The 25,249-nt window shown below is 64.4% G+C and carries 17 protein-coding genes; 13 read left to right on the forward strand and 4 right to left on the reverse strand.

The window, feature by feature from the left end:
* Positions 1–74: 74 nt before the first annotated feature.
* A complete protein-coding gene (locus BGK68_RS27525) occupies positions 75–296 on the reverse strand; it encodes a hypothetical protein (RefSeq protein WP_143433066.1) in 222 nt (73 codons plus the stop codon).
* A gap of 144 nt (positions 297–440) precedes the next feature.
* On the opposite strand from BGK68_RS27525, the gene BGK68_RS15320 reads away from it, so the two are divergent.
* From BGK68_RS15320 to BGK68_RS15345, 6 genes are all read left to right on the forward strand, one after another.
* Positions 441–2,084, forward strand: coding sequence for a TolC family protein (locus tag BGK68_RS15320; protein ID WP_075257804.1), 1,644 nt, complete (start codon positions 441–443; stop codon positions 2,082–2,084).
* A gap of 12 nt (positions 2,085–2,096) precedes the next feature.
* Positions 2,097–2,870, forward strand: a complete 774-nt coding sequence (locus tag BGK68_RS15325; protein ID WP_075257805.1) for an OmpA family protein — start codon at positions 2,097–2,099, stop codon at positions 2,868–2,870.
* Positions 2,867–4,240 carry an HlyD family type I secretion periplasmic adaptor subunit gene (locus BGK68_RS15330; RefSeq protein ID WP_075257806.1) on the forward strand — a complete coding sequence of 458 codons (1,374 nt, stop codon included), beginning with the start codon at positions 2,867–2,869 and terminating at the stop codon, positions 4,238–4,240. The genes BGK68_RS15325 and BGK68_RS15330 overlap by 4 nt, the downstream gene beginning before the upstream one ends.
* A 124-nt stretch (positions 4,241–4,364) precedes the next feature.
* Positions 4,365–6,026 carry a hypothetical protein gene (locus tag BGK68_RS15335; protein ID WP_013233808.1) on the forward strand — a complete coding sequence of 554 codons (1,662 nt, stop codon included), beginning with the start codon at positions 4,365–4,367 and terminating at the stop codon, positions 6,024–6,026.
* A gap of 36 nt (positions 6,027–6,062) precedes the next feature.
* A complete protein-coding gene (locus tag BGK68_RS15340) occupies positions 6,063–7,766 on the forward strand; it encodes a peptidase domain-containing ABC transporter (RefSeq protein ID WP_075257807.1) in 1,704 nt (567 codons plus the stop codon).
* A 130-nt stretch (positions 7,767–7,896) separates the two neighbouring features.
* Entirely contained in the window at positions 7,897–15,867 is a 7,971-nt protein-coding gene (locus BGK68_RS15345; RefSeq protein ID WP_075257808.1) for a calcium-binding protein, read from the forward strand.
* Positions 15,868–15,892: 25 nt separating this feature from the next.
* On the opposite strand, the gene BGK68_RS15350 is transcribed toward BGK68_RS15345, so the two are convergent.
* Positions 15,893–17,395, reverse strand: a complete 1,503-nt coding sequence (locus tag BGK68_RS15350) for an aminotransferase-like domain-containing protein (RefSeq protein WP_075257809.1) — start codon at positions 17,393–17,395, stop codon at positions 15,893–15,895.
* Positions 17,396–17,556: 161 nt separating this feature from the next.
* Here BGK68_RS15350 and BGK68_RS15355 point away from each other — a divergent pair, with 161 nt between their 5' ends.
* The 6 genes from BGK68_RS15355 to BGK68_RS15380 all read left to right on the forward strand — a co-directional run bounded on the left by BGK68_RS15355 (position 17,557) and on the right by BGK68_RS15380 (position 22,465).
* The gene (locus BGK68_RS15355) at positions 17,557–18,612 is read left to right on the forward strand and encodes a threonine dehydratase (RefSeq protein ID WP_075257810.1); all 1,056 of its coding nucleotides are present in this window, start codon (positions 17,557–17,559) and stop codon (positions 18,610–18,612) included.
* On the forward strand, positions 18,609–19,208 hold the full coding sequence (locus BGK68_RS15360) for a LysE family translocator (RefSeq protein ID WP_075257811.1): 600 nt from the start codon (positions 18,609–18,611) through the stop codon (positions 19,206–19,208). The genes BGK68_RS15355 and BGK68_RS15360 overlap by 4 nt, the downstream gene beginning before the upstream one ends.
* A gap of 70 nt (positions 19,209–19,278) precedes the next feature.
* On the forward strand, positions 19,279–20,199 hold the full coding sequence (locus tag BGK68_RS15365; RefSeq protein ID WP_075257812.1) for a DMT family transporter: 921 nt from the start codon (positions 19,279–19,281) through the stop codon (positions 20,197–20,199).
* A 172-nt stretch (positions 20,200–20,371) separates the two neighbouring features.
* Complete coding sequence (locus BGK68_RS15370) at positions 20,372–20,830, forward strand: RidA family protein (RefSeq protein WP_013233815.1); 459 nt, start codon at positions 20,372–20,374, stop codon at positions 20,828–20,830.
* Positions 20,831–20,918: 88 nt separating this feature from the next.
* Positions 20,919–22,115: an aminotransferase-like domain-containing protein gene (locus BGK68_RS15375; RefSeq protein ID WP_075257813.1), complete on the forward strand. Its 1,197-nt coding sequence runs from the start codon at positions 20,919–20,921 to the stop codon at positions 22,113–22,115.
* A 20-nt stretch (positions 22,116–22,135) separates the two neighbouring features.
* Positions 22,136–22,465, forward strand: a complete 330-nt coding sequence (locus BGK68_RS15380; RefSeq protein WP_075257814.1) for a DHCW motif cupin fold protein — start codon at positions 22,136–22,138, stop codon at positions 22,463–22,465.
* Between the two features lie 90 nt (positions 22,466–22,555).
* Here BGK68_RS15380 and BGK68_RS15385 read toward each other — a convergent pair whose 3' ends face one another.
* Positions 22,556–23,620 carry an MBL fold metallo-hydrolase gene (locus tag BGK68_RS15385; protein ID WP_075257815.1) on the reverse strand — a complete coding sequence of 355 codons (1,065 nt, stop codon included), beginning with the start codon at positions 23,618–23,620 and terminating at the stop codon, positions 22,556–22,558.
* Positions 23,621–23,777: 157 nt separating this feature from the next.
* On the reverse strand, positions 23,778–24,161 hold the full coding sequence (locus tag BGK68_RS15390; RefSeq protein WP_075257816.1) for a tautomerase family protein: 384 nt from the start codon (positions 24,159–24,161) through the stop codon (positions 23,778–23,780).
* A gap of 152 nt (positions 24,162–24,313) precedes the next feature.
* On the opposite strand from BGK68_RS15390, the gene BGK68_RS15395 reads away from it, so the two are divergent.
* The gene (locus BGK68_RS15395) at positions 24,314–25,159 is read left to right on the forward strand and encodes a LysR family transcriptional regulator (RefSeq protein WP_075257817.1); all 846 of its coding nucleotides are present in this window, start codon (positions 24,314–24,316) and stop codon (positions 25,157–25,159) included.
* Positions 25,160–25,249: the final 90 nt, after the last annotated feature.

Consider the following 25,249-nt stretch of genomic DNA (forward strand, 5'->3'; position numbering starts at 1 on the left):
TTGAAGAAATGGATCGGGTGGATAGGCAAAGACAATTGCCGGTGGGCTGGATATAGGGCGGGCCTTGTGGTTTTTCAACCGCATTTTTTCATGCTTTTTCCTGTGTTTTTGTGCGTTTTTATGTATTTCGGCACGAATGGGGGATTTCCTGCTGGCGGGAGGTCAACTTGCTGACCATAATCAGTGGTCTTAACTTTGATCAAGTCAATTGAAAACAAACGAGTTTTTTGTACTTTTGTAATTCTGTTGCCATGTACCGATGGTAAAATGACCTTGCCAAAATGGTAAGTTTTCATTCTCTCAGGATACCTCGCAGGTATCGCCCGCAAAGAAAAAGAATATGGGTTTGGCTAGCTGGATGACCGGACCGGTGGCGTGGGTGCCGCCGATCTTTCCTTGGGTGAAGGTTGGGGTAGGGGTGGCTGGCGTGATGCCGGCCGATGGTGTTGATGAAAGTAAAAAGCAAGCGTTTCCTCATTGGGGTTTCACTGGGATTGGCCACGCATCAGATGGTGAGTGCGGCGGATACGCCGCCCGCATTCACCGAGCCGCCAGCGCCGACGCAGGTGGTCTCACCGGCTACGGCCGCACCGCTGGACAGTCCGCCGCAGATTCGCCTGGGCGCCGACCCGGGCGGCGCCGCCGTCGGCGATTTCAGATTGCCGGCCTTGCCGGGCGAGTCCGCCATGGGCTCGCCGCAGGACGAGATCCTTCAGTTGCTGCGCCAGGCCGATCCCGAGTTCTCGGGCAACGCCATCGTGCTGCCGCAGATCAGCGTGGTGCCCGAAGGCGAATCGGTCAATGACCTGACCCTGCGCCAGGTGCTGGACCTGGCCATCAACAACAGCTACAGCTACGCCGCTACCTCGGCCCAGGCCGACCAGGCGCGCTATGCCGCCCGCGCCACCGCCGGGCAGATGGGGCCGACCCTGGACGTGCGGGCGCAGAAGGGGCAGGAGTATTCCTCGCCGTCCTCGGTGATCGATCCCAATACCGGCCTGGTCCGGCGCGCGTCCGACCACAAACGCTGGGATGTCACGGTGATCGGCCGCCAACCCATCTTTGCGCCGGGCTCCTATTTCGACTACCGCAAGGCCAGTTCCCTGGCCGACGCGGCCGACCTGCGCCGCGAAGACGCCCGCGAGACCCTGTACTACACCGCCATCAAGTCCTATTACGACGTCATGCGCGCCTATGCCACGCTGTCGTTCTCGCGCAGCTATGCCCAGCGCATGAACGCCTTGCTGGAATACATGCGCAAGCGTCTTGAAGGCGGCGGCGCCAGCCGCATCGATTTCGAACGGGTGCGCGGACGCTCGCTGACCGCCCAGGCCGCCGTGGCCGAAGCCGAAGGCGCGCTGGAAAGCGCCATGGTGTCGCTGAACCAGATCACCGGGCGCAAGATCGAGCAGCTCGAAGTGCCGGACCACATGATGCCGCCAGTGCCGGACACCTCCAAGCTAGCCCTCAAGGACGTCTATGACACCAATCCCGGCGTGCGCGCTGCGCGCCAGGACGTGGAGGCCGCCAACCAGGAGCTGAAGTCGGCGCGGGCCAAGTTCTCGCCCACGCTGGCCGTGGAATTCACCCAGACCAAGACCCGTGGGGCCGGTGGTGCCATCGATACCACCAACTCCAGCACCAACAGCCTGCAACTGTCCACCGACCGCCGCCTGATGCTGGTGATGACGATGAACCTGCTCAATGGCGGTTCCGACGTCTACTACAGCAAGCAGGCCGGCGCCAAGTACGTGGAAAAGAGCAATACGGTGCTGGACCTGGAGCGCAAATTGCGCGAGCAGATCGAGATCAACTACCGCACCCTGGGCGCGGTGAGAAAGCGCATGGACATCTCGCGCCAGGCCTACCTGACCAATGCCAATGTGGCCGATGTCTTCCTCGATCAGCTCTCGGCGGGCAGCAAGCAGTTGATCGATGTGCTCGACGCCTACCAGCAGGCCTACCAGGCGCGCGTGGATTTCTCCAACCTGCTGTTCCAGCAGGCCGATATCAGTTACCAGATCCTGCGCAACACCGGCCGCGCTTCGGCCGCGGTGCTCACGCCGACGCAGGCAGAGAAGTAGGGCGAGGGCAAGATGGAGAGTGGAAAAGAGCAGAATTTCTGGCCAGGCTTCGTGGATGCGTTGTCCAACGTGGTGCTGGTGATGATCTTCGTGGTGGTGGTGTTCGTGGTGACGCTGTTCTACTACTCGCAGAAACTGGCGCAGATGAAGGTCAGCAAGCTCATCTCGCAGGGCCATGTGCAAGTGGTGGGCGCGCAGAAGGCCAGCCAGACCGACGCCCAGGCCACCCCGGAGAGCAGCAGCACCAAGGCCGCCGAGACGCCGGGCGAGCGCGAGAAGGCGCAGGAGATCGAACAGCTCAAGCGCGAGGTGGCCACCCTCAAGGCCAAGCTGGCCGCGCCGCCCCTGCAGTCCGACGCCGGCAGCCTGCGTAGCGCCGCCGCGCCCTCCAGCCCCAACGCCATCCAGGTCAAGGCCGAGCCCAGCGACAAGGAAGTGGCCCCCGGTCTGCGCATCGACGCCAATGAAAAGGCCGTCACCCTTAACTTCGACGTGGATTCCACCCAGTTGAGCGCGGATGGCAGCCAGGCCCTCGACAAGAGCATCGGCGACTGGGTCCGGCGCGCCAAGTCCAGCCAGGGCAAGATCGTCATCACCGGCGTCATCGGCAGCGGCGCCTACAGCGAAAGCCGTCGCCGCGCCTATTACCGCACGGTGGCGGTGCGCAATTACCTGATCGACGCCGGCGTGGACAAGGAACGCGTGGTCAGCCGCGTGGCCACCTCCGACAATGGCGCGGCCAATGATTCCCGCGTGGTCGTCCAATACCAGACCAGCGCAAAATGACGCTCTCGCTCAAGCCCAACGCTACCCACGGGATAGGCGCCCGCGGCCAGGGCTTCATGCGCCGCCTGGCGCCACGGCTGGATCGCCGTCTGGGCGAACTGGCCACCATGCCGCGCCCGCGCCTGGCGGTGCTGGCCGTGACCGTGTTGCTGGCCTTGCTGGTGCTGTGGTCGGTGTTGGCCCCTATCGACATGGTGGTGCGCGGCAGTGGCCGCATCGTCGCGTCCGAACACAACCAGGTCATCCAGCACCTGGAGGGCGGCATCGTCTCGGCCATCCTGGTGCGCGAAGGCGCTGCGGTCAAGAAGGGCCAGACCCTGATCTCGATTTCGGATGTGCGCGCCAACGCCGACCTGGGCGAGGGACGCGTCAAGATCCTCGGCCTGCGCGCCAAGATCGCTCGTCTGAGCGCCGAAGCCTCGGGCGCTTCCAGCCTGCAGATGCCCGATGACCTGGAACGCGACGACCCGGCCGTGCAGAGTGAACAGGCCGCCTTTGCGGCGCGTTCTTCCAAGCTGATGCAGGAAATGTCGGTGCTGCGCGAGCAGTCGGCCCAGCGCCAGGCCGAGCTGGGCGAGGCCATCAGCCGCCAGAAGAGCCAGACCAGTGAGCTGGAACTGGCGCAGCGCCAGTACAAGCTGATCCACGACATGCTGGTGCGCAATGCCGCCTCGCAACTGGAAGACATCCAGGCCGCCTCGCGCGTGCAGGACGCCCAGAGCAAGCTGGCCGCCACCAACGCCATGATCCCGCGCCTGAACGCAGCCATTGCCGAAGCCCAGGCCAAGCAGGGCGAAGCGGCGTCGCGCTTCCGCTCCGATGCCCGCACCGAATTGACCGCGGCCGAGACCGAACTGGCGCGCCTGCAGGAAGAGATCAAGTCACGCAATGACCGCGTCTCGCGCTCCGAGGTCAAGGCGCCCATGGATGGCGTGGTCAACCGCGTGATGATCAATACCATCGGCGGTGTGGTGCGTCCCGGCGACCCCATCATCGAGATGACCCCCAGCGATGACAAGCTGGTCATCGAAGCCAAAATCTCGCCCACCGACCGCGCCGAGCTGGTCGCTGGTGCGCGTGCCCGGGTCAAGGTCTCGGCCTATGACTATGGCGTCTACGGCGCCATGGACGGCGTGGTCACCGAGATCAGCGCCGACACCGTTCCCGACGAAGGCAGTCCGCGTGGCGAGCGCTTCTATCGCCTCAAGATCGAGGTCAAGCGCGGTCATGACGAGGTACAGCAAAAGCTGGCCCTCATGCCCGGCATGACCGCCAGCGCCGACATCATCGTCGGCCGCCGCACGGTCTGGCAGTACCTGATGTCGCCACTGTCCCGTTTCGGTCAGGGTGCGCTGAGGGAGCCGCGATGATCGCCGCCTGCCTGCGCTTGTCGGGCCTGCTCTTGCGTGGGCGGGCCGTTGACGTTTTCTGCACCATCCACCTCCATTTCCGATTTCATTCCCATCGCGTCCTTTTCTCCGGAACATCGTACGTATGAAAAATCTTCGCCAATTCTATGCACTCGCTGCCATTCCGACGCTGTTGCTGCTGTTGGGCGCGTTCCTGTTCCGGGGCTTCGTGCTGCATGCGATCCAGATCAATCCCTTCCTGAACCTGTTCATCATCGCCGTGGCGGTGTTCGGCATTGCGCTGATCGGCTACAACCTCTGGCGCGTGAACTGGGAACACGCCAAGCTGATGCAGTTCTATGAGCGCACCAAGGCTGGCGAATCCATGGAGAGCCTGGTCAAGGCTCCTGAATTCGAGGGTACCGAGATCGGCCAGGTGCTGGTCTCGGTGGCCAGCACCAAGGGCCGGCTGACCTCCCGTATCGAACAGGAAACCATCGAAGGTTCGCTGCATGACCTGCGCGCCCACCTCGACGCCAAGACCGAGTTCCCGCAATTCCTGACCGGCTTCATGATCGCGCTGGGTCTGTTGGGCACCTTCATCGGCCTGCTGGAAACCCTGGTCAGCACGGCCGCGCTGATCGACGGCTTCGGCAAGGCCAGCTCGGGCGGCGACATGGATGCCTCCTTCATGCACCTGGTGGCCGACCTGCAAAAGCCGCTGGCCTCGATGGGCACCGCGTTCTCGGCCTCGATGTTCGGCCTGATTGGTTCGCTGGCCCTGGGCCTGACGCTGACGCCCCTGCGCGCGGCCAGCAAGAAGCTGGTCAGCCGCGCCCGCGAATGCATCAGCGACATGGTGCAGCACGTCGTGCACGACATGAGCGGCCCGGCTGCGACCCAGCGCCAGGGTGTGTCCGAATCCTTCCTGGCCGAGTTCCTGCAAGACCTGATGGTGCTGCAGCGCGAATCCATCATGGCCGCCCGCAACAGTTCGGAAGCATCGCTGCAGGCCGGCATCAAGCTCGAAGGCCTGAACGACCGCTTGAACAACATCGTCCAGCTCTTCAACGACAGCATGGAAGAATCGCGCAGCCTGCGCCAGCTGGTGGCCTTCGGCCCGCGCATGCACGAAACGGCACAGCAGACACTGGAAGAGATCCGCAACGTCGGCCAGTTGATCAATACCAAGATCACCTCGGCGCGCGACCTCTCCGACAGCCTGTCTTCGCTGGAAGAGCGTCTCTCGGTCAACGGCGATATCGCCAACCGCACCTTCGAAGTCCTGCCGCAGATCGTCACCACCATCCAGGCCGGTCAGCTGGCGCTGTCCTCGGCGCTGACCTCGCTGCAGACGCAGCAGGGCGAGATCGCCAACATGAACGAGAAGAATGCGCAGAACATTGCGCAACTGCCGGCGCTGCTGAACCAGATCTCGGTGCGCCTGGCCGACGAGATGGGCGCCATCCAGTACCAGGGCGAATTGCAGGCCACCGTGGCGGCGCGCCTGAACGAGCTGGGCAACACCATCGGCGAGAACTCCAGCAACATGGCCCGCGACGCCCTCTCGGCGCGCCAGTTGCAGATCGACCTGGCCAAGCACATGGCGACCCAGAACGACCGCGTCAAGAACCTGGGCGCGATCCCGCAGTCGCTCACTTCCATCACCGAAGCGCTGATGCGCCAGAACATCAACTGGCAGACCGTCATCGACGAGATGCGCACTGGTCGCCAGACCATGGTCAAGGACCTGCGCCTGGAGATGCGCGAAGCCATCCGCGAAATCACCGCCGTGCGCGGCGCGTAAGCGCAGCCTTCCCCCCATGGATAGCCATAGCCGCCCATGAACGCCAGCGAACAGGTCCACATCGATCAGCCGCAAGTCCTGCAGGACCTGCGCGCCGATCCCAGCTACCTGTCGCTGTTGCGCGCCTATGGCAGCCGCTTCGTCGAGATCATCGTGGCCGGCATCGTGGTCAATGTGCTGGGCCTGCTCATGCCGCTGTATTCGCGGCTGATCTACGACAAGGTGATCGGCAACCACATTCCCGAAACCCTGTGGGCGCTGACCCTGGGCATGCTCTTGTTCGTGGCGCTGGAGCTGGTGTTGCGCATCATCCGCGTGTACTACACGGAGCAGCTGGCTGGCCGCCTCGACAGCGAGTTCGATGAAGTCTCGGCGCGGCGCATGCTCACCGCCCGGGTGCAGGCCCCGGTGGGCGTGGTGCTGGCGCGTTATCGCGATCTCTCGGCGGCGCGCGACCTGATGTCGTCGAACTACATGCTGCTGCTGGTGGACCTGCCATTCCTGTTGCTCTACCTGGTGGTGCTGGGTTTGATCGGCGGTCACATGGTGTGGGTGCTGCTGGTGGGCGGCGGCTTGCTGGTGGGGCTGCAATTGCTGTTGAAGGTGCCCGGCAACGACTACGCCAACAGCGCCATGAAGTCCGGCACCGGCAAGGTCGACAAGCTGGCCAGCATCGTCTACGGCATGGAGACGCTCAAGACCTCGCCGCTGCAACATCGCCTCATGCGCGCCTTCCTGGCCGATGCCTCGGCCAATGCGGTGGCCCAGGCCAAGAGCCGTTTCTGGATGAACACCAGCTATGCCATCTCCTCGGTGGGCTACACCCTCATCTCGGTGGCCACGCTCGTGGTAGGCGTGTATCTGGTGGAAGACAATCTCTTGACCGTGGGCGCGCTGATCGCCTGCTCGCTGCTCATCAGCCGGGCGGCCACGGTGCTCTCGTCGCTGGCGGCCTTCCTGGGGCGCATCGAGATGTTCCGCCGCGCCCGCGCCGAATTCGACCAGCTTTTCGAGGAGCCCGCGCAAGTGCCCACCGCCGACGTGCTGCGCCAGGACATGCGCGGCCTGATCCAGGTCGGCAATCTCTTGCTGCACCTGGACAAGAAGGAAACACCCACGCTCAGGAACATTTCGCTGACCATCCAGCCGGGCGAGAAGGTGGGCATCGTGGGCCGCTCAGGCTCGGGCAAGTCCACGCTGCTGCGCACGCTGGCCGGACTGCACCAGGCCGAAGAGGGCCATGTGCTCATCGATGGCGTGGCCGTGACGGCCTATGCCGAAGAAGTGCGCATGCGCTGCATCGGCTTCAAGCCGCAGGAACCCTTCCTCTTCGATGGGACGGTGGCGGCCAATATCTTCGTGGGCGACCGCGTGCCGGGGCAGGTGTATGAGGCGGCGCTGGCGGTGTCTTCGCTGGATGACCTGATCGCGCGCGGCGAGCTGCGCCTAGACCAGCTCATCAAGGCTCCCGGCAATCTCTCGGGTGGGCAGCGCCAGATGGTGGCCCTGGCCCGGGTGATCGCCTGCACGCCGCGCATCCTGCTGCTGGACGAGCCCACCACCGGTATCGACCAGCAGACCGAAGCCCGCATCATCGAGCGCCTGGTCGGCTATGCCGGCGGCCGCACCCTGGTGGTGGCTACGCATAGCCCGGCGCTGTTGCGCCACCTTGACCGTATCGTCGTCATCGACGGCGGGCGCATCGTGGCCGATGGGCCGCGTGCGCAGATATTGCAATGAGGCTGCGTATTACTCACTAAGCACTCATTAAGCATTACGTATTACGCATTGCTTATTAAGTACTAAGTATTACGTACCAGAGATTACGCAGACAGACTGATTCGAACCGATCTTCGATAGCGAGGAAACCATGGCAACCGCAAGCTCATCACAAGTGAACTCCAGCGACAAGGTCACCGGCCCGGTACGGGTGGTGATGCCCGACCAGAGCGGCAGCTTCCAGATCAACGCCAACCGTGGCGCGGTCCAGCATGTGCAGGTGGTCGATGTGGACATGGTGCTGCACATGGCCGACGGCAGCAAGGTGGTGCTGGCCGGCGGCGCCATGGAAGCCATGGATGACAAGTCCAAGGTCAAGTTCGCCGACAGCAGCTCGGAGACCGGCAAGCTGCTCGACGCCGTCGGCAAGATCCCCCTCAAGCCCAACGACCAGTCGCGCATCCTCAATTCCGATCCGATCGCCGTGGCCGACAACGTGGCCAGTTTCGATGCCCATGCGCAGGCCCAGCCGCATGTGACGGTGGACCGCAATGCCGCCAGCGTGGGCAGCGATGGCATCAGCCAGCTGTCCAAGATCATCACCGACAATGCCGGTTCGTTGACCAGCAATGGCAGCCAGAACCTGTCGGTGCCGACCCAGCCGACCGTGGGGGATTCGTCCCAGGTCAGCGTGGCGGCCTCCATTGCGGCGGCCCTCAACCCCAGTTCGAATGACGCGCCGATCCGGCCGGTCGATCCGCAGTTGCCGCCGGAAAAGCCGGGCACGATTCCCTCGACCATCGTGGTCGATCCGTCGCAACCGTCGATGGCCATCAAGCTGGTCAACCTCACCACCATCACCCAGACCGGCGACAGCCTCTTCGGCAGCGGCGGCATTCCGGTCTCGGCCACCGACGCCGGCCTGCCGCTGCAGTTCAGCACCCAGGTCATCAATGCCGGCAATGATGTGCACACCATCTATGCAGCGGGCAACAATGCCGGCACCTTCATCAAGGTGTTTGACGTCACCATCAGTGGCAACGGCAATGTGCTCTCGGTGATCGTCTCGGGCGTGCCGGCCAACATGTCCATCGTCAACGCCACCAACCTGGGCGGTGGCCGCTACCAGATGTCGGTGGCGAGCGGGCAGACCGATTTCCCGATGCAGCTGCAGTACAACACGGTAGAAGCCAATACGGCCTCGCCGGTGCACCAGCATTTCGACCTGACTTTCACCACCCTGGTGGCGACCTCGCTGGGGCAGTTGACCCTCAATGACGTGCGCCATGTCGCGCTCAAGGACGCCACCGCCTATGGCGACCTGAGCTACCTCGATCCGGCCACCGGCGATCCGGTGCTGGTCTTGCCCGCGCAAGGGCTGCCGCACGAGGTGCATGCCGGCAATGGCGGCGTGACCATCTATGGCAGCAATGCCAACGACCTGCTCTACGGCGGCACCGGCAACGACACCATCTATGGCGGCAGCGGCAATACCTTCTTCGATGGCGGCGCAGGCGCGGACCGCCTGGTGGGCGGCGTCAACAGCACCGGCACCAACGTCAATACGGTCAGCTACGCCAACTCCAACGCCGGCGTGAACGTCAACCTGGTCACCGGCGTGGGCACCGGCGGCGACGCCCAGGGCGACCAGCTCTCCAACATCCAGAACCTCAAGGGCAGCGCCTACAGCGACACCTTCGTGGCCAATGCCTCGGTGAACCGCCTCGATGGCGGCAGCGGCGGCTCCGATACGGTCTCCTACGAATCTTCCGATGCCGCCGTCACCGTCAACCTGGTGACCGGTACCGGCAGCGGCGGCCACGCCCAGGGCGATACCTATACCCACATCCAGAACGTCGTGGGCAGCGCCTTCAACGACATCTTCATCGCCAGCGGCGATGCCAACCGTTTCGATGGTGGTGCGGGGTCCAACACGGTGTCGTACGTGAATTCGGCGGTGGGCGTGAACGTGAACCTGCTCACCGGTGTGGGCAGCGGTGGCGCCGCACAGGGCGACACCTATGTGCGCATCCAGAACGTCATTGGCACGGCTGGCGACGACACCTTCGTGGGTAATGCCGACGCCAACAGCTTCGATGGCGGCAGCGGCGGCAATGACACCGTCAGCTATGCTGGGTCGGCGCAGGGCGTATCGGTCAACTTCGTCTCTGGTCGTGGCACTGGCGGCAATGCCGAGGGCGACACCTACAACCACATCCAGAACGCCATCGGTTCGGCCTTTGACGATGTCTTCTTTGCTGGCGTGGACAGTCGTCACTTCGATGGCGGCAGCGGAGGTTCCGATACCGTCAACTACGGCGGCTCCACCGGCGCGGTCACGGTGGACATGATCAACCTGGTCGGCAGCGGCGGTTACGCCCAGAACAACAGCTACAGCAATATCCAGAACATCGTCGGCAGTTCCTATTCCGATACCTTCATCGCCAGCCTTGCTGCCAATAATTTCAACGGCGGCCTGGGGGGCTCGGACACCGTCAGCTACGCCTTCTCCAATGCCGCCGTCACGGTCGACCTGTTCCATGGCACCGGCAGCGGCGGCTACGCGCAGGGCGACGTGCTGGCGCATATCCAGAACGTCATCGGCAGCAGCTATGACGACACCTTCATCGCCAGCGCCGACGTCAACAATTTCGATGGCCGTGGCGGTTCCAATACGGTCAGCTATTTCTATTCGACCGGTGGCGTGACGGTCGATCTCACCAATACCATCGGCACCGGCACTGGCGGCTACTATGCGGCCGGCGATTCATTCACGAATATCCAGAACCTGATCGGCAGCGTCTACGACGACACCTTCGTGGCCAGCGCCGACGCCAACAGCTTCGACGGTGGTACCGGCTCGCTGCACAATCGCGTCAGCTATGCGGCCTCTACCGTCGGCGTCACGGTGGACCTGAACTACAGCAATGGCACCGGCACGTCGGGGGGCTATGCGCAGGGCGACAAGCTCACCAACATCCAGGACCTCACCGGCGGCGCCGGCAACGATACCTTCGTCGCCAGCCTGGCCGAAAACAACTTCGATGGCGGAGCCGGTTCCAACCGCGTGAGCTATGCCGCCTCGACCTCGGCGGTGACGGTGGACCTGGTGCTGGGCGTGGGCACGGGCGGCTATGCCAACAACGATACCTACGCCAACATCCAGAATGTCACCGGCAGCGGCTTCGACGATACCTTCATCGCCAGCCTGGCGGCCAATGCCTTTGATGGCGGCGCCGGCAACAACACGGTGAGCTATGCCAAGGCCGGCGATGGCAACGGCGTGACCGTGGACCTGTTCAATGGCCGCGGCAGCAACGGCTTTGCCGCCGGCGATACCTATGCCAACATCCAGAACGTGATCGGCACGGCCTACGATGACACCTTCGTGGCCGACAACAACCACAATATCTTCGATGGCCGCCAGGGTTCCAACACCGTCAGCTACGCCAACTCGACGGCAGCGGTGACGGTGAACCTGGTCACCGGTACCGGCACGGGCGGCTTTGCCGATGGCGATACCTTCACCAACATCCAGAACGTGGTCGGCTCGGCCCAGGACGACCTGATCATCGCCAGCAGCGACGCCAATACCATCGACGGTGGCGTCAGCGCGACCGGCGCGCACAACCGTGTGAGCTACGCCAATTCCGGCGCCGGTGTGACGGTGGACCTGACCTACACCGATGGCACCGGCACCTCCGGCGGCTATGCCACCGGTGACAAGCTCTCCAACATCCAGGACCTCACCGGCAGCCAGTTCGACGATACCTTCGTGGCCAGCCTGGCCGCCAACAACTTCGACGGCGGCACCGGCAGCCTGCACAACCGCGTCAGCTACGCCCACTCCAGCGCCAGCGAAACCATCGACCTCTTCAATGGCAGTGGCACAGGCACCTACGCCCAGGGCGACCGCTACACCAACATCCAGGACGTCACTGGCGGCAGCGCCGATGACCTCATCATCGCCAATGCGGCGGCCAACAACATCGATGGCGGTGGCGGTTCGCTGCACAACCGGGTCAGCTACCAGAACTCCACCGTCTCGGAGACCGTCGACCTGTTCAACAACGTCGGCAGCGGCGGCGTGGGCAGCCTGGCCAATGGCGATACCTATGCCAATATCCAGGACGTCACCGGCGGCAGCGCCGACGACCTCTTCGTGGCCAGCGCGGCGGCCAACGCCTTCGATGGCGGCGGTGGCAGCCATAACCGGGTGAGCTACACCAACTCCACCGTCGATGAAACCATCAACCTGGTCAGCGGCCAGGGCAGTGGCGGCATCGGCAGCCTGGCCAATGGCGACACCTATGCCAACATCCAGGACGCCACCGGCGGCAGCGGCAACGACACCTTCTACGGCAACACGGCGGCCAACCGTTTCGATGGCGGCGGCGGTAGCCACAACCGGGTCAACTACAGCGGCTCCACCGTCGCCGAGACGGTGGACCTGTTCAACAACGTCGGCAGCGGTGGTGCAGGCAGCCTGGCCAACGGCGACACCTACGCCAACATCCAGGACGTCACCGGCGGCACGGCCGATGATGTCTTCATCGCCAGCCTGGCCGCCAACAACTTCGATGGCGGCGGCGGCTCGCTGCACAATCGCGTGAGCTACGCCAATTCCAGCGTCGATGAAACCGTCAACCTGGTCACCGGCCAGGGCAGTGGCGGCACGGGCAGCCTGGCCAATGGCGACACCTACGTCAACATCCAGGATGTGACCGGCGGCAGCGGCAACGACACCTTCTACGGCAACACCGCCGCCAACAATTTCGACGGCGGCGGCGGCACCCACAACCGGGTCAACTACAGCAGCTCCACCGTGGCCGAGACCATCGACCTGCTCAACGGCCAGGGCAGCGGCGGGGCGGGCAGTCTGGCCAATGGCGATCGCTACACCAATATCCAGGACGCCACCGGCGGCAGCGCCGACGATGTCTTCATCGCCAGCGCGGCAGCCAACCGGTTCGACGGCGGCGGCGGCTCGCTGCACAACCGCGTCAGCTATGCCAGCTCGACCGCCGATGAAACCATCGACCTCTACAACGGCACCGGTTCGGGCGGCCTCAACAGCCTGGCCAATGGCGACACCTATGCCAACATCCAGGATGTCACCGGCGGCGCTGGCAATGACACCTTCGTGGCGACCGTGGCTGCCAACACCTTCGATGGCGGTGGCGGCACCCACAACCGGGTCAGCTACGCCAATTCCACCGTGGCCGAGACGGTCGACCTGATCGCCGGCCTGGGCAGTGGCGGGGCGGGCAGCTTTGCCGCCGGCGACGTCTACACCAACATCCAGGACGTGACCGGCGGCAGCGCCAATGACACCTTCATCGCCAGCGCGGCGGCCAACCGTTTCGATGGCGGCGGCGGCAGCCATAACCGCGTGAGCTATGCCAGTTCCACCGTTTCCGAAACGGTCGACCTGTTCAACGGCAATGGCACTGGCGGCGCAGGCAGCCTGGCCAATGGCGATACCTACACCAACATCCAGGACGTCACTGGCGGCACGGCCGATGATGTCTTCATCGCCAGCGCAGCGGCCAATGCCTTCGATGGCGGCGGCGGCACCCACAACCGCGTGAGCTACGCCAACTCCAACGCAGCCGAGACGATCAACCTGGTCAGCGGGCAGGGCAGTGGCACCCTGGCCGCGGGCGACACCTATCTCAACATCCAGGACGTCACGGGCGGCGGTGGCAACGACACCTTCTACGGCAACACGGCGGCCAACACCTTCGATGGCGGTGGCGGCACCCACAACCGCGTCAGCTACGCCACTTCCACTGTGGCCGAGACGGTGGACCTGTTCCTCGGCCAGGGCAGCGGCGGCGCTGGCAGCCTGGCCAATGGCGACCGCTACACCAGCATCCAGGACGCCACCGGTGGCAGCGCCGATGACACGTTCGTGGCCAGTGCGGCAGCCAATGCCTTCGATGGCGGCGGCGGCAGCCACAACCGCGTCAGCTACGCCAACTCCACCGTTGACGAGACCATCAACCTGGTCAGCAACACCGGCACTGGCGGCGCGGGCAGCCTGGCCAATGGCGATACCTACGCCAACATCCAGGATGTCACCGGCGGCAGCGGCAACGACACCATCGTCGCCAGCGCCGTCGCCAACTTCCTCGATGGCGGCACGGGTTCCAATACGGTCAGCTATGCCGGCTCCACCAGCAGCAACGGCAGCACCGGCGTGACCGTGGACCTGTCGGCGGGCACCGGCAGCGGCAACTACGCCCAGGGTGATACCTATGCCAACATCCAGAATGTCATTGGCAGCGACTTCGCCGACACCCTGACCGGCTTTGCCACCGTCGGCGTGACCTCGGTGCTGACCGGCGGCAAGGGCGCCGACAAGCTCACCGCCATCGATGCCAACCGCGCCTACACCTATGCCTCCTACGCCGGCTCGGCCAATGGCGTGAGCATCAACCTGCAGACGGGCGTGGGCAGCAACGGCGACGCTCAGGGCGATACGCTCTTCAACATCGATAACCTCATCGGCAGCAGCCAGAACGACACCTTCTACGCCAGCGCCAATGCCAACAAGCTCGATGGCGGGGCCGGCTCGGATACGGTGAACTATTCGCTCTCCACCAGCAGCGATGGCGTCAACGGCGTCACGGTCGATCTTTCCGCCGGCAGTGGCAGCGGCAACTATGCCGATGGCGATACCTACGCCAACATCGAAAATGCCGTGGGTAGCGCCTATCAGGATCGCCTCACCGGTTTTGCCACCGTGGGCGTGCGCTCGGTGCTGGAAGGCGGTGCAGGGGCTGACGTCATCACGGCGGTAGCGGCCAATCGCGCCAACACCTATGCGTCCTATGCCGGATCGTCCTCGGCGGTGACGGTGGACCTGAAGAACGCCACCGGCAGCGGCGGCGACGCCCAGGGCGATACCCTGGTCAACATCGACAATGTCATTGGCAGCGCCTATTCCGATACCTTCGTGGCCAGCACCCAGGCCAACAACTTCGACGGCGGCAGCGGCGGTTCCGATACGGTGAGCTACGCCAACGACACCGGTGGTGTGACGGTGGACCTGACCAACACCCTGGCCGCCAGCGGCGCGTACGCGGTCGGCGACAAGTTCACCAATATCGCCAACCTCATCGGCGGCTCCGGCAATGACACCTTCTATGCCAGCAGCGCGGCCAATGCCTTCGAGGGTGGGGCGGGCGTCAATACCGTCAACTATGCCCGTTCCGGATCGGCGGGGGTGGTGGTGGACCTGTTCCATGGCACCGGCAGCGCCCCCAGCGGCGTGGCCAACAGCTATGCCGCAGGCGACACCTACTCCCACATCCAGAATGTCGTGGGCAGCGCCGGCAATGACACCTTCTACGCCAGTGGCGACGCCAATGCCTTCACCGGTGGCGGCGGCAACGATACGGTCAGCTACTACTACTCGACCAGCGGCGACATCACGGTAAGCCTGGTCGCCGGATCCGTCGGCAGTGGCGGCGACGCCAGCGGCGATACCTACTCGGGCATCGCCAACCTGGAGGGCAGCGCCAACGTGAACAGTTCACTGACCGGCAATGCCAGCGCCAACACGCTCACCGCGCGCGGCGACAGCACCACCAACTCGCTCAGCGGCGGCGGGGCCAGTTCCGGTACGGATACCTACAACGTGGTCGAAGGCGGACACAACACGGTGACCGTGGGCAGCGGCAACAACCTGATCAATGTCAGCGCCGGTTCGCACAGCTCACTGGGGGCGCAGAGCGACATGGTGAACCAGAATACCGGTCAATCCAACATCAACTCCATTTCCGGTAGTGCGGGTGTGACCACCTTGCACTTCGCCGACCTGGGCAACTCGCTGAACCTGAGCAACTTCTCCAGCAAGGTCAGCGGCATCACCACGCTGGACGTCAGTGCCGGGGGCAGCACCAACATCCTCATCACGGCGCAGGACGTGATCCGCATGGGCATGCCCAGCGGCTCGACCTCCACCATCCTGACCGTGAAGATGAGCGCCGGTGAGAGCTTGCAGATTGCGGCCAATGGTTCGGACCACTACGTCTATTTCCCCGGCACCACCGACTATGCCTTCTACAACAGCAGCAACACGGAGGTGGCGCGCATCCACCTGGTGACCGCCTGAGTAGCGCAGGCGCAGGCGCCGGTGTTCAGCGCTCCATCGCCTGGGCGAGGAAGCGCCAGATGCCGGGGTCGGCCATGCTGGCCACGTTGATGCGCATGTAGGTGGAGGGCAACTGGGCCGGGGAGAACAGGCTGCCGGGCGCCAGCAGGAAACCCTCCTGCATGGCCGCCTCGGTCATCACATTGGTGTCGCGCCCGGTATCGACCCACAGGAACATGCCGCAGGGCGGCGCTTCCACCACGTCCATGCCCAGTCGTTCGAGCTGGCGCATCACCTTGTCGCGCGCGCCGTTCAGACGCGCGCGCACGCGCTCGGCGTGCTTGCGGTAATGGCCCTCGGAGAGCACCTTGTAGGCGACCCGCTCGCCGATCTCGCCGGTGGTCAGGGTCGAGAGCAGCTTGCGGTCGGCCAGGCTGCGCGCCAGTTCGGCCGAGGTGGCGATATAGCCCACCCGTAAATTGGCCGACAGCGTCTTGGAAAAGCCACCCAGATAGATCACCCGCTGCAACTGGTCCAGCGCTGCAATGCGGGTGGCCGGCTGCACGGCAGAACCGGGATGCATGTCGCAATAGATGTCGTCCTCGACGATGATGAAATCATGCTCCTCGGCGGTGCGCAGCACCTGGAAGGCCTTGGCCGCCGACAGCGAGGTCGAGGTAGGGTTGTGCAGCACTGAGTTGATCACGTACAGCTTGGGCTTGTGCACTGCCGCCAGCTCGCGCAGGCGGGCGATGTCAGGGCCGTCACCCAGGCGCGGGATGCCCACCACCTTGGCGCCCAGTGCGGCGAAGGAGCCGAACATCAGGAACCAGGCCGGATCATCCACGAAGATCACGTCGCCGGGACGCAGGAAATGCCGCGCCACCGTATCCAGCCCTTGCGTGACGCCGGTGGTCAGCACGATCTGCTCGGGCGCGGCGGCAATCTCCAGCTCGGCCAGCTTCAACTGCAATTGCTGGCGCAGCGGCAGGAAGCCCTGCGGCGTGCCATAGCCCAGCAGCAGATGCGGATTGTCGCGGCTGATCGCGCGCAGGGCATTGGCGATCAGTTCGCCATCGAGCCAGTCCGGCGGCAGCAAGCCGCCCCCGGGCATCTTGGCCGGGGGCATCTGGCGGAACATGTTGCGCACCAGCCAGACCACATCCAGGCCGCGCCCCGGTTCGGTGTCCAGCTCGGCCTGGGCCGCGCCGTAGCTGCCGCCCAGCGGTGTGCGCTCCCTCACATAGAAGCCCGACCCCCGGCGCGACTCCAGATAGCCCTGGGCCACCAGCCGGTCGTAAGCCTCCACCACCGTGAAGCGGGAAATCTGATTGGCATCGGCAAACTGGCGGATCGAGGGCATGCGCATGCCGCTGCGCAAGAGCTTGTCATCGATACGGGCGCGGATGCCCCGCACGATCTGTTCCACCAGGGAGTCGCCGCTTTCGCGCAGCAACAGCGGCCAGCCTGGCTGGCCATTGTCGGGACCCGTGCCATGGGGGCTGAGCTCTTGCTGTCTGGTGGGGTGTTGCCTGACTGTATTGGTCATATTGCCGTGACACTATGAAAATTATTCGGAAAACTGTACAGGTACTGTATCGGTATTGTCGGCTACGATGACTTTCATTACAAGCGCAGACACATTTTTGCCAGGCGCCCTAGAGGCCGCTTGCCGCCTGCCTGAACCATCATCGTCCGAGGAGATTCCCCATGTCGCACGCCGCCCGTACCCTCTTGCCCAGCCTGGCCGACATCGAACAGGCCGCCGGCATTGTCTACGCAGGCATGGCGCCGACAGCGCAACTGTGCTGGCCGCTGCTGAACCAAGCGCTGGGCGCGGAAGTCTGGGTCAAGCACGAGAACCATGCGCCCACCGGCGCCTTCAAGGTGCGCGGCGGCATGGTCTACCTGCATCACCTGGCGCGCCAGCAGCCGCAACTCTCCGGCGTCATCTCGGCCACCCGCGGCAACCACGGCCAGTCTGTCGGGCTGGCGGCGCGGCGCTTGGGCATCTCTGCGACCATCGTGGTCCCGCAGGGCAACAGCCAGGAGAAGAATGCCGCCATGCGCGCCCTGGGTGTGGAATTGATCGAACATGGCAGCGAATTCCAGGAAAGCCGCGAGCATGCCCAGCAGCTCGCCGCCCAGCGGCAACTGCACATGATTCCCTCGTTGCACCGCGACCTGGTGGCTGGTGTGGCCACCTACTGGATGGAACTGTTCGCGGCCCAGCCGGGGCTGGATGTGGTGTTGGTCCCCATCGGCCAGGGCTCGGGCATGTGCGGCGCAGTGGCTGCACGCAATGCGCTGGGCTTGTCGACCCGCATCATCGGCGTGGTCTCGGCCCATGCGCTGGCCTACAAGCTGTCCTTCGAAGCGGGGCGCAAGATCGAATCGCCGGTCAGCACCTGCATTGCCGACGGCGTGGCCTGCCGGGTGCCGGACCAGGCCTCGCTGGAGGTGCTGTTCTCCGAGGTCGATGAAGTCGTGGCCGTGACCGATGACGAAGTGATGGACGCCATCAAGCTGGCCTACATCGCCACCCACAACGTGGCCGAAGGAGCGGGCGCCTGTGCGCTGGCGGCGGCCTGGCAATTGCGTGCGCGGTTGCGCGGCCTGAAGGTCGGCGTCACGCTCTCGGGCGGCAATGTCGATCACGATGTGCTGGCGCGCGTACTGGCGCGTGCAGCGGCTCCCGCCGACATGCTGCTGGCGCCGGCGCAGGTGTTGCCGCTGACATCTTTGCCTCAGAGGAGAAGCGCATGATCGAGACCTTGCTGCCGCTGATGTCCTTTGCCTTCGTCTCTTCGATCACGCCCGGGCCCAACAACATCATGCTGACCTCCTCGGGCATCTGGTTCGGCTTTCGCCGCTCGCTGCCGCACATGCTGGGCATCACCTTCGGCTTTGGCGTACTGCTGGCCTTATGCGCCTTTGGTATAGGCGAACTGGTCATCGCCGTGCCGCAACTGGTGTGGCTGCTCAAGGCCATGGGTTGCGCCTACCTGCTGTACCTGTCCTGGCAATTGCGCCGCATGGGCGTGGCCGGCGCGACCGAGCGGGCGGCCCAGCCGATGTCCTTCGGTGCGGCGGCCTTGTTCCAGTTCGCCAATCCCAAGGCCTGGGTGATGGCCGTGACCGGCGCTTCGGCCTTCATGCCGATGCTGCATAAGCTGCCCGGCGCGCTGGCAATCCTGGTCTACTGCCTGGTGTTCTGCGCCATCAACCTGCCTTGCGTATCGGTCTGGGCGGGCGCGGGGGCGGTGCTGCGCCGTTACCTGGAGCGCCCGCTGTGGCGCATGGCCTTTGCGGCGGTCATGGTGCTGCTCACGCTCTATTCGGCATTGGCCATCTGGCTCTGATCTGGCGCTGAAGGTGGCGCGCAGGCCTCAGTCAATTGGCATCGATTTGTTTGATCACAGGGGAGTTCTCATGCAGGCAAGCAGCAAACCAGCCGTGACCGCCACACCCGCAGGCAACGTGGCGCGCAATGAAAGCCGGGGCATGTGGCTGGGGCTCATCGGGGTGGCCGTCTTCAGTCTCACCTTGCCCTTTACCCGCATCGCCGTGGCTGAACTCAGCCCCGCCTTCGTCGCCTTTGGCCGCGCCGTGATAGCGGGCCTGTGTTCGCTGGCACTGTTGGCGTGGGTGCGGGCGCCGCGTCCGAACGCGCAGCAATTGCGCGGCCTGGTCATCACCGCCCTGGGGGTGGTGGTGGGCTTTCCACTGTTTTCATCGATTGCCATGCGCTACGTACCGGCGGCCCACGGCGCCGTCGTGGTCGGACTTTTGCCGCTGGCTACCGCCCTGTTCGGCGCGCTGCGTTTCGGCGAACGCCCCTCGCGCGGTTTCTGGTTGGCCGCGCTGGCCGGATCGGCCATCGTCATTGCCTTTGCACTGCGCGAGGGTGGGGGCAGTTTCCATGCGGCCGACTTCGCGCTCTTCGCCGCCGTCATCACCGCTGCGATGGGTTATGCCGAGGGCGGGCGGTTGGCCCAGAGCATGGGCGGGCAGAACGTGATTGCCTGGGCGCTGGTGGTGGCCTTGCCGGTGATGCTGCCGGTCTCGCTGTGGCTGGGCTGGCAGGATGGACTGAGCGCTTCCGCACCAGCCTGGCTGGCCTTCGGCTACGTGTCGCTGTTTTCCATGTTCATCGGCTTCTTCTTCTGGTACAAGGGCCTGGCCTTGGGCGGCATTGCCCGTGTTGGCCAGGTGCAATTGTTGCAACCTTTCATGAGCCTGCTGGGCGCAGCCGTCATCGCCGGCGAGGCGCTGGATGCGAGCAATATGCTCTTCGCCCTGGCCGTGATCGTGGTCGTGGCCATTGGCCGGCGCATGGCGGTACGCCGCTGATGCAGGCCGGGCGGGGCTGCTGACCCGAATCTGAACGGCATTGCGAGCCGAAATAGTTCGGCCGGAGCCGACCAAAAGTCCGGATATTTGAGATAATCGTCCACTTATTTTTCTTAACGCGCAGAGCCCACGGCCTACAGCCGCAGGGGCGCTGTCCAACAGGGAGTACCGCATGTCCGTCTATGAAAAGCTGAAAGCACTGAACATCGAACTGCCCGCCGTGGCCACCCCGGCAGCAGCCTATGTGATGTATGCGCAAACCGGCAATACCGTCTTCCTCTCCGGCCACCTGGCCAAGAAGGATGGCAAGGTATGGGTCGGCCAGCTGGGACGCGATATCGGCACCGACGACGCCAAGCTGGCCGCACGCGCTGTGGCCGTGGACCTGATCGCCACGCTGCAGGCAGCCTGCGGCGGCGACCTCACCCGCGTCAAGCGCATCGTCAAGCTGATGAGCCTGGTCAACTCGACCGGCGAATTCACCGAGCACCACCTGGTCACCAATGGCGCCTCCGAGCTGATCGGCGAAGTCTTCGGCGAGGCCGGCAAGCACGCCCGTTCCGCCTTTGGCGTGGCGCAGCTGCCCATGGGCGCCTGCGTCGAGATCGAAATGATCGCCGAGATCGCCTGATCCATCGCCTTGCCGGCTGCTGCGGCCACAGAAGCCGCACGGCCCCCGCACCATCTCACACAGAACACAGAACAGACTGAACGACCGTATGAAACTCGAAAATCCCGCACCGCTGCAGTGGCAGTTCTCCCAGCGCGCCGACGCCATGAAGAGCTCGGCCATCCGTGAAATCCTGAAGGTGACGATGCGTCCCGACATCACCTCCTTCGCCGGTGGCCTGCCGTCGCCGCTGACCTTCCCGGTCGAGCACATGAAGACCGCCTTCGACCGCGTGCTGAGCCAGCAAGGCAAGATGGCCCTGCAATACGGCCCCACCGACGGCTACCTGCCGCTGCGTGAATGGATCGCCGCCTCGCTGTCGTCCAATGGCGCGCAAATCAGCGCCGAACAGGTGCTGATGGTGTCCGGTTCCCAGCAAGGCCTGGACCTGCTGGGCAAGGTCCTGATCGATGAAGGCAGCAAGGTGCTGGTCGAGACCCCCAGCTACCTGGGCGCGCTGCAAGCCTTCGCGCTCTACGGCGCCAAGTTCGAGTCGGTGCCCAGCGACGAATTCGGTCTGCAACCCGAGACCATCGAAGCCATCGCCGGTGGTGCACGCATGCTCTATTCGCTGCCCAACTTCCAGAACCCGACGGGGCGCACCCTGCCCACCGAGCGTCGTTTCAAGCTGGTGGAAACCTGTGCCCGCCTGGGCCTGCCGCTGATCGAAGATGATCCGTACGGCGCCTTGAGCTACCAGAACGCTCCGCTGCCCAAGATGCTGTCGATGAATCCCTCGGGCGTGATCTACATGGGTTCCTTCTCCAAGGTGCTGACCCCCGGCATCCGCCTGGGTTACGTGGTCGCGCCGCGTCCGCTGATCCTGAAGATGGAACAGGCCAAGCAAGCCACCGACCTGCACACCGCCCAGCTGACCCAGATGGTGGTGTACGAAGCCATCAAGGACGGCTTCCTGGACCAGCACGTGCCGACCATCCGCAAGCTCTATGGCGACCAGTGCCAGGCCATGCTGGATGCGTTGCAACAGTACTTCCCGGCCAGCTGCAGCTGGAGCAAGCCGGAAGGCGGCATGTTCATCTGGGTGACCCTGCCCGAGCACATCGATGCGGGCGTGCTGTTGAACGAAGCGGTGGAGCAGGAAAAGGTCGCCTTCGTCCCCGGCGCACCGTTCTACGCCAACGTAGCGCAGAAGAACACGCTGCGCCTGTCCTTCGTGACCGTGCCGCCGGAACAGATCCGCGCTGGTGTGGAACGCCTGGGCAAGCTGATCGCTTCCAAGCTGTAATCAGGCGGGTCGGTCCACGCATGAAGATCGCCAATCTGCCCTTCGGCACCACCGACTGGAGCCAGGTCCCCGCCACCGAGCATCCCGGCGTGACCGGCAAGGCCTGGTGGCGCACCTGCCAGTTCGGCGAGCTGCGCGTGCGCATGGTCGAATACACACCCGGCTACCTGGCCGATCACTGGTGTGTGAAGGGCCATGTGCTGCTGTGCCTGGAAGGGGAGCTGCATACCGAGCTGGAGGATGGCCGCAGTTTCGTCCTCAAGCCTGGCATGAGCTATCAGGTGGCCGATGGGGCTGAGCCGCACCGCTCGTCTACGGAGGTGGGGGCGAAGTTGTTTATCGTGGATTGAATTGCAGCCTCGGCGGCGTTCTCGCCGCCACCCGTTTGCCAAGGCCCGCGTCGGAAACGATGCGGGCCTTGTTGTTGATGCGCGGGTGATTCATCGATCCAGCTTGAGCGTCTCCCCATGCTTGAGCGTGACGAACTGCTCCTGCGGTAATCCAGCCGCTTGCATGGCCTTGGCCAGCTCCCTGGGAGGCTCGTCTAGCGCGTCATCAGCCAGTTCGAAGGTCCCCCAATGGATGGCGACCGAGCGCCGGGCATGCACATCCTGGTGGATCAGCACCGCCTGCGCCGGATCGACGTGTTGGTTCTGCATGAACCAGCGCGGCGCATAGGCGCCGATGGGGATGAGCGCCAGGTCGAAGTGGCCGAAGCGCTCGCCGATGTCGCGGAAATCCTTCGAATAACCCGTGTCACCAGCGAAGTAGACCGAGAAGGGCGCCACCGGCGACTGCCGCGTCGTATCGGCCTTGCCCGGGCAGTCCATGGCTTGCAGCACCCAGCCGCCCCACAGCGTTTCGGAGCGGTCCAACAGGCCGCGCGCCGACCAGTGCGTGGCGGGGACGAAATGGATGTCGAGCTGGTCCAGCGAAGTCTTGTCCCACCAGTCCATCTCTTGCACGTTGGTGATGCCCAGCGCCAGGAACCAGTCACGCAGTCCCAGCGGCACCAGGAACAGCGGCGGGCCACCCGGCTGCAGGTTCAATTGCTCCACGCTGGCGCGGTCCAGGTGGTCGTAGTGGTTGTGCGAAATCACCACCACGTCGATGTGCGGCAGCTCGCTGATCTGCACGGGCAGCGGCACTTTGCGCGACGGGCCGATGAAAGCGAAGGGCGAAGCGCGCTGCGAGAACATGGGGTCGGTCAGCACATTCTTGCCGCCCAGTTGCACCAGCGCCGTGGCATGGCCTATCCAGGTCACGCTGGGGTGGCGATCATTGTCCTTGAGCCAGGCCAGGTCCGGCTTGAGTACGGTGAACTGGTAATTGTTTTCCGGCGGCTTGGGCAGGCCCTGGGTCAGGCGCTCCCACTGCCACTTCCAGAAGGAGCCGCGCTCGGGTTGCGCATAGTTGTTGCGAAAACCGCTGTCGGTGCGATTCGATTTGCTGGGGTCGGCATACTTGCCGGACGAAGAGCAGGCGCCCAGGCTGGTCGCCTGCATCAGGACGCCAGCCGTGGCGAGAACACGCCGCAGTCGCGGCCAGGAACGGGATGTCGCAGGGGGCATGGCAAAGGCGCAGCCGGGCGCGCAGTCAATGGAATGAGCGACATCCTAGCAGGTGGCGGCAGGGCATGCAGGAGGCCGCCACCGGGCCGGCTCACATCACGTATTGCGCCAGCCCGCGACCGAAGGACCAGTTGCCCTTGTCGCCCTCGACCAGGCTGATCATGACGTCATCGGGCGCGATGCCAGGGTCGTGCTGCAGACGCTCCACGATACGCGCATAGAGGTCGTTCTTCTGCGCCTGCGTGCGGGTATTGCTGACCGTGAGCTGGATCAGCACGAAGTCCTCCGTGCGCGCCATGCCCATGTAGCTGCGGCTGAAGATGAGCTCTTCCGGATCATGCTCGGTGATGACCATGAAGCGGTCATCCTCGGGCACATTGAAACTCTCACGCAGGGCCTGGTAGACGTTCTCGGCGATGGCGCTGCGGTAGGCGCGGGACTTGCCGCGCAACAGGGAAATGCGGACCAGGGGCATGCTGTTCTCCTTGTGGTGTGAAAGCGGGGCAGGGCGCGAAGCCCATGCCCTGCATGCTATGCTGGCGCAATGATTTGAAAAACCACTGATTCATGATTTCAATGATTTGAATTCATCATCATTGAATAGCTCAACAGAAGGGAGCCCAAGCCATGGAAAAACCCCTCGACCTGGACGCCGTCCAGGCCTTCGTCCTGGCGGCCGATCTGCACAGTTTCACCCGCGCGGCCGAGGCGCTCGAGAGCACGCAGTCGGCCATCAGCCTCAAGCTCAAGAAGCTGGAGCAGCGCCTGGGCCGCCGCCTGCTGGAACGTACGCCGCGCCAGGTGCGGCTGTCGGCCGAGGGCCAGCAGTTCCTGCCGGCGGCGCGGGAATTGCTGGCCGCGCATGAGCGCGCGCTTGAACAACTCGACCAGGGGCCGGTCCGTTTCTCGGTGGGCATCAGCGATCACGTGGCGGGCGCCAGCCTGCCGCGTGCGCTGGCGCAGGTGCATGCGCTTGATCCCGGCGTGGTAGCGGAAGTGCGGGTCGGTTCTTCGCATGACCTCATGCCGCTCTATGAACGTGGTGAGCTGGATGCCGTGATCGTGCGCCGCGAGCCGCAGGACCGGGGCGGCAAGCTGGTCATGGAAGAACGCATCGGCTGGTTCGCCCATCCCGATGCCCAATGCTGGGCTGGCGGAGCCTTGCGCGTGGCGACGTTTTCCCAGGCCTGCCGCATCCGTGAGCTGTCGCTGCGGCGGCTGGATGCGGCGGGCATTGCCTGGGTGGAAGTGTTCGTGGGCGGCGGCATCCTGGCCGTGGGCGCAGCCGTGAGCGCGGGACTGGCGGTGTCGGCGCTGCTGTACCGCAGCGCCCCGCCCGGCGCCGTGGACGTAGGAGAAAGCCTGGGCCTGCCGCGCCTGCCACTGGCGCAGGTGAGGCTGCATTCGCGGCTCAAGGAGGCGCGCTTGCAGGGGGCGTTGCGGGCCTTGGTAGCGGCGTTGAAGGCGGCTTGACCGGGGCGCTCGATTTTTTTGAAAAAAATCTCTTGAAAACCCAAAAACGCATCCCTAGATCGGTACCAGCAGATGCTTGATGTTGAGGTC

The sequence above is a fragment of the Herbaspirillum camelliae genome (assembly GCF_001929405.1).
GTDB classification, from domain to species: Bacteria; Pseudomonadota; Gammaproteobacteria; order Burkholderiales; family Burkholderiaceae_D; genus Herbaspirillum; species Herbaspirillum seropedicae.

Bases quoted from the DNA above. Each gene is read 5' to 3' on its own strand.
- BGK68_RS27525 (WP_143433066.1), bottom strand. From the start codon at position 296: ATGAAAACTTACCATTTTGGCAAGGTCATTTTACCATCGGTACATGGC.
- BGK68_RS15320 (WP_075257804.1), top strand. From the start codon at position 441: ATGGTGTTGATGAAAGTAAAAAGCAAGCGTTTCCTCATTGGGGTTTCA.
- BGK68_RS15325 (WP_075257805.1), top strand. From the start codon at position 2,097: ATGGAGAGTGGAAAAGAGCAGAATTTCTGGCCAGGCTTCGTGGATGCG.
- BGK68_RS15330 (WP_075257806.1), top strand. From the start codon at position 2,867: ATGACGCTCTCGCTCAAGCCCAACGCTACCCACGGGATAGGCGCCCGC.
- BGK68_RS15335 (WP_013233808.1), top strand. From the start codon at position 4,365: ATGAAAAATCTTCGCCAATTCTATGCACTCGCTGCCATTCCGACGCTG.
- BGK68_RS15340 (WP_075257807.1), top strand. From the start codon at position 6,063: ATGAACGCCAGCGAACAGGTCCACATCGATCAGCCGCAAGTCCTGCAG.
- BGK68_RS15345 (WP_075257808.1), top strand. From the start codon at position 7,897: ATGGCAACCGCAAGCTCATCACAAGTGAACTCCAGCGACAAGGTCACC.
- BGK68_RS15350 (WP_075257809.1), bottom strand. From the start codon at position 17,395: ATGACCAATACAGTCAGGCAACACCCCACCAGACAGCAAGAGCTCAGC.
- BGK68_RS15355 (WP_075257810.1), top strand. From the start codon at position 17,557: ATGTCGCACGCCGCCCGTACCCTCTTGCCCAGCCTGGCCGACATCGAA.
- BGK68_RS15360 (WP_075257811.1), top strand. From the start codon at position 18,609: ATGATCGAGACCTTGCTGCCGCTGATGTCCTTTGCCTTCGTCTCTTCG.
- BGK68_RS15365 (WP_075257812.1), top strand. From the start codon at position 19,279: ATGCAGGCAAGCAGCAAACCAGCCGTGACCGCCACACCCGCAGGCAAC.
- BGK68_RS15370 (WP_013233815.1), top strand. From the start codon at position 20,372: ATGTCCGTCTATGAAAAGCTGAAAGCACTGAACATCGAACTGCCCGCC.
- BGK68_RS15375 (WP_075257813.1), top strand. From the start codon at position 20,919: ATGAAACTCGAAAATCCCGCACCGCTGCAGTGGCAGTTCTCCCAGCGC.
- BGK68_RS15380 (WP_075257814.1), top strand. From the start codon at position 22,136: ATGAAGATCGCCAATCTGCCCTTCGGCACCACCGACTGGAGCCAGGTC.
- BGK68_RS15385 (WP_075257815.1), bottom strand. From the start codon at position 23,620: ATGCAGGCGACCAGCCTGGGCGCCTGCTCTTCGTCCGGCAAGTATGCC.
- BGK68_RS15390 (WP_075257816.1), bottom strand. From the start codon at position 24,161: ATGCCCCTGGTCCGCATTTCCCTGTTGCGCGGCAAGTCCCGCGCCTAC.
- BGK68_RS15395 (WP_075257817.1), top strand. From the start codon at position 24,314: ATGGAAAAACCCCTCGACCTGGACGCCGTCCAGGCCTTCGTCCTGGCG.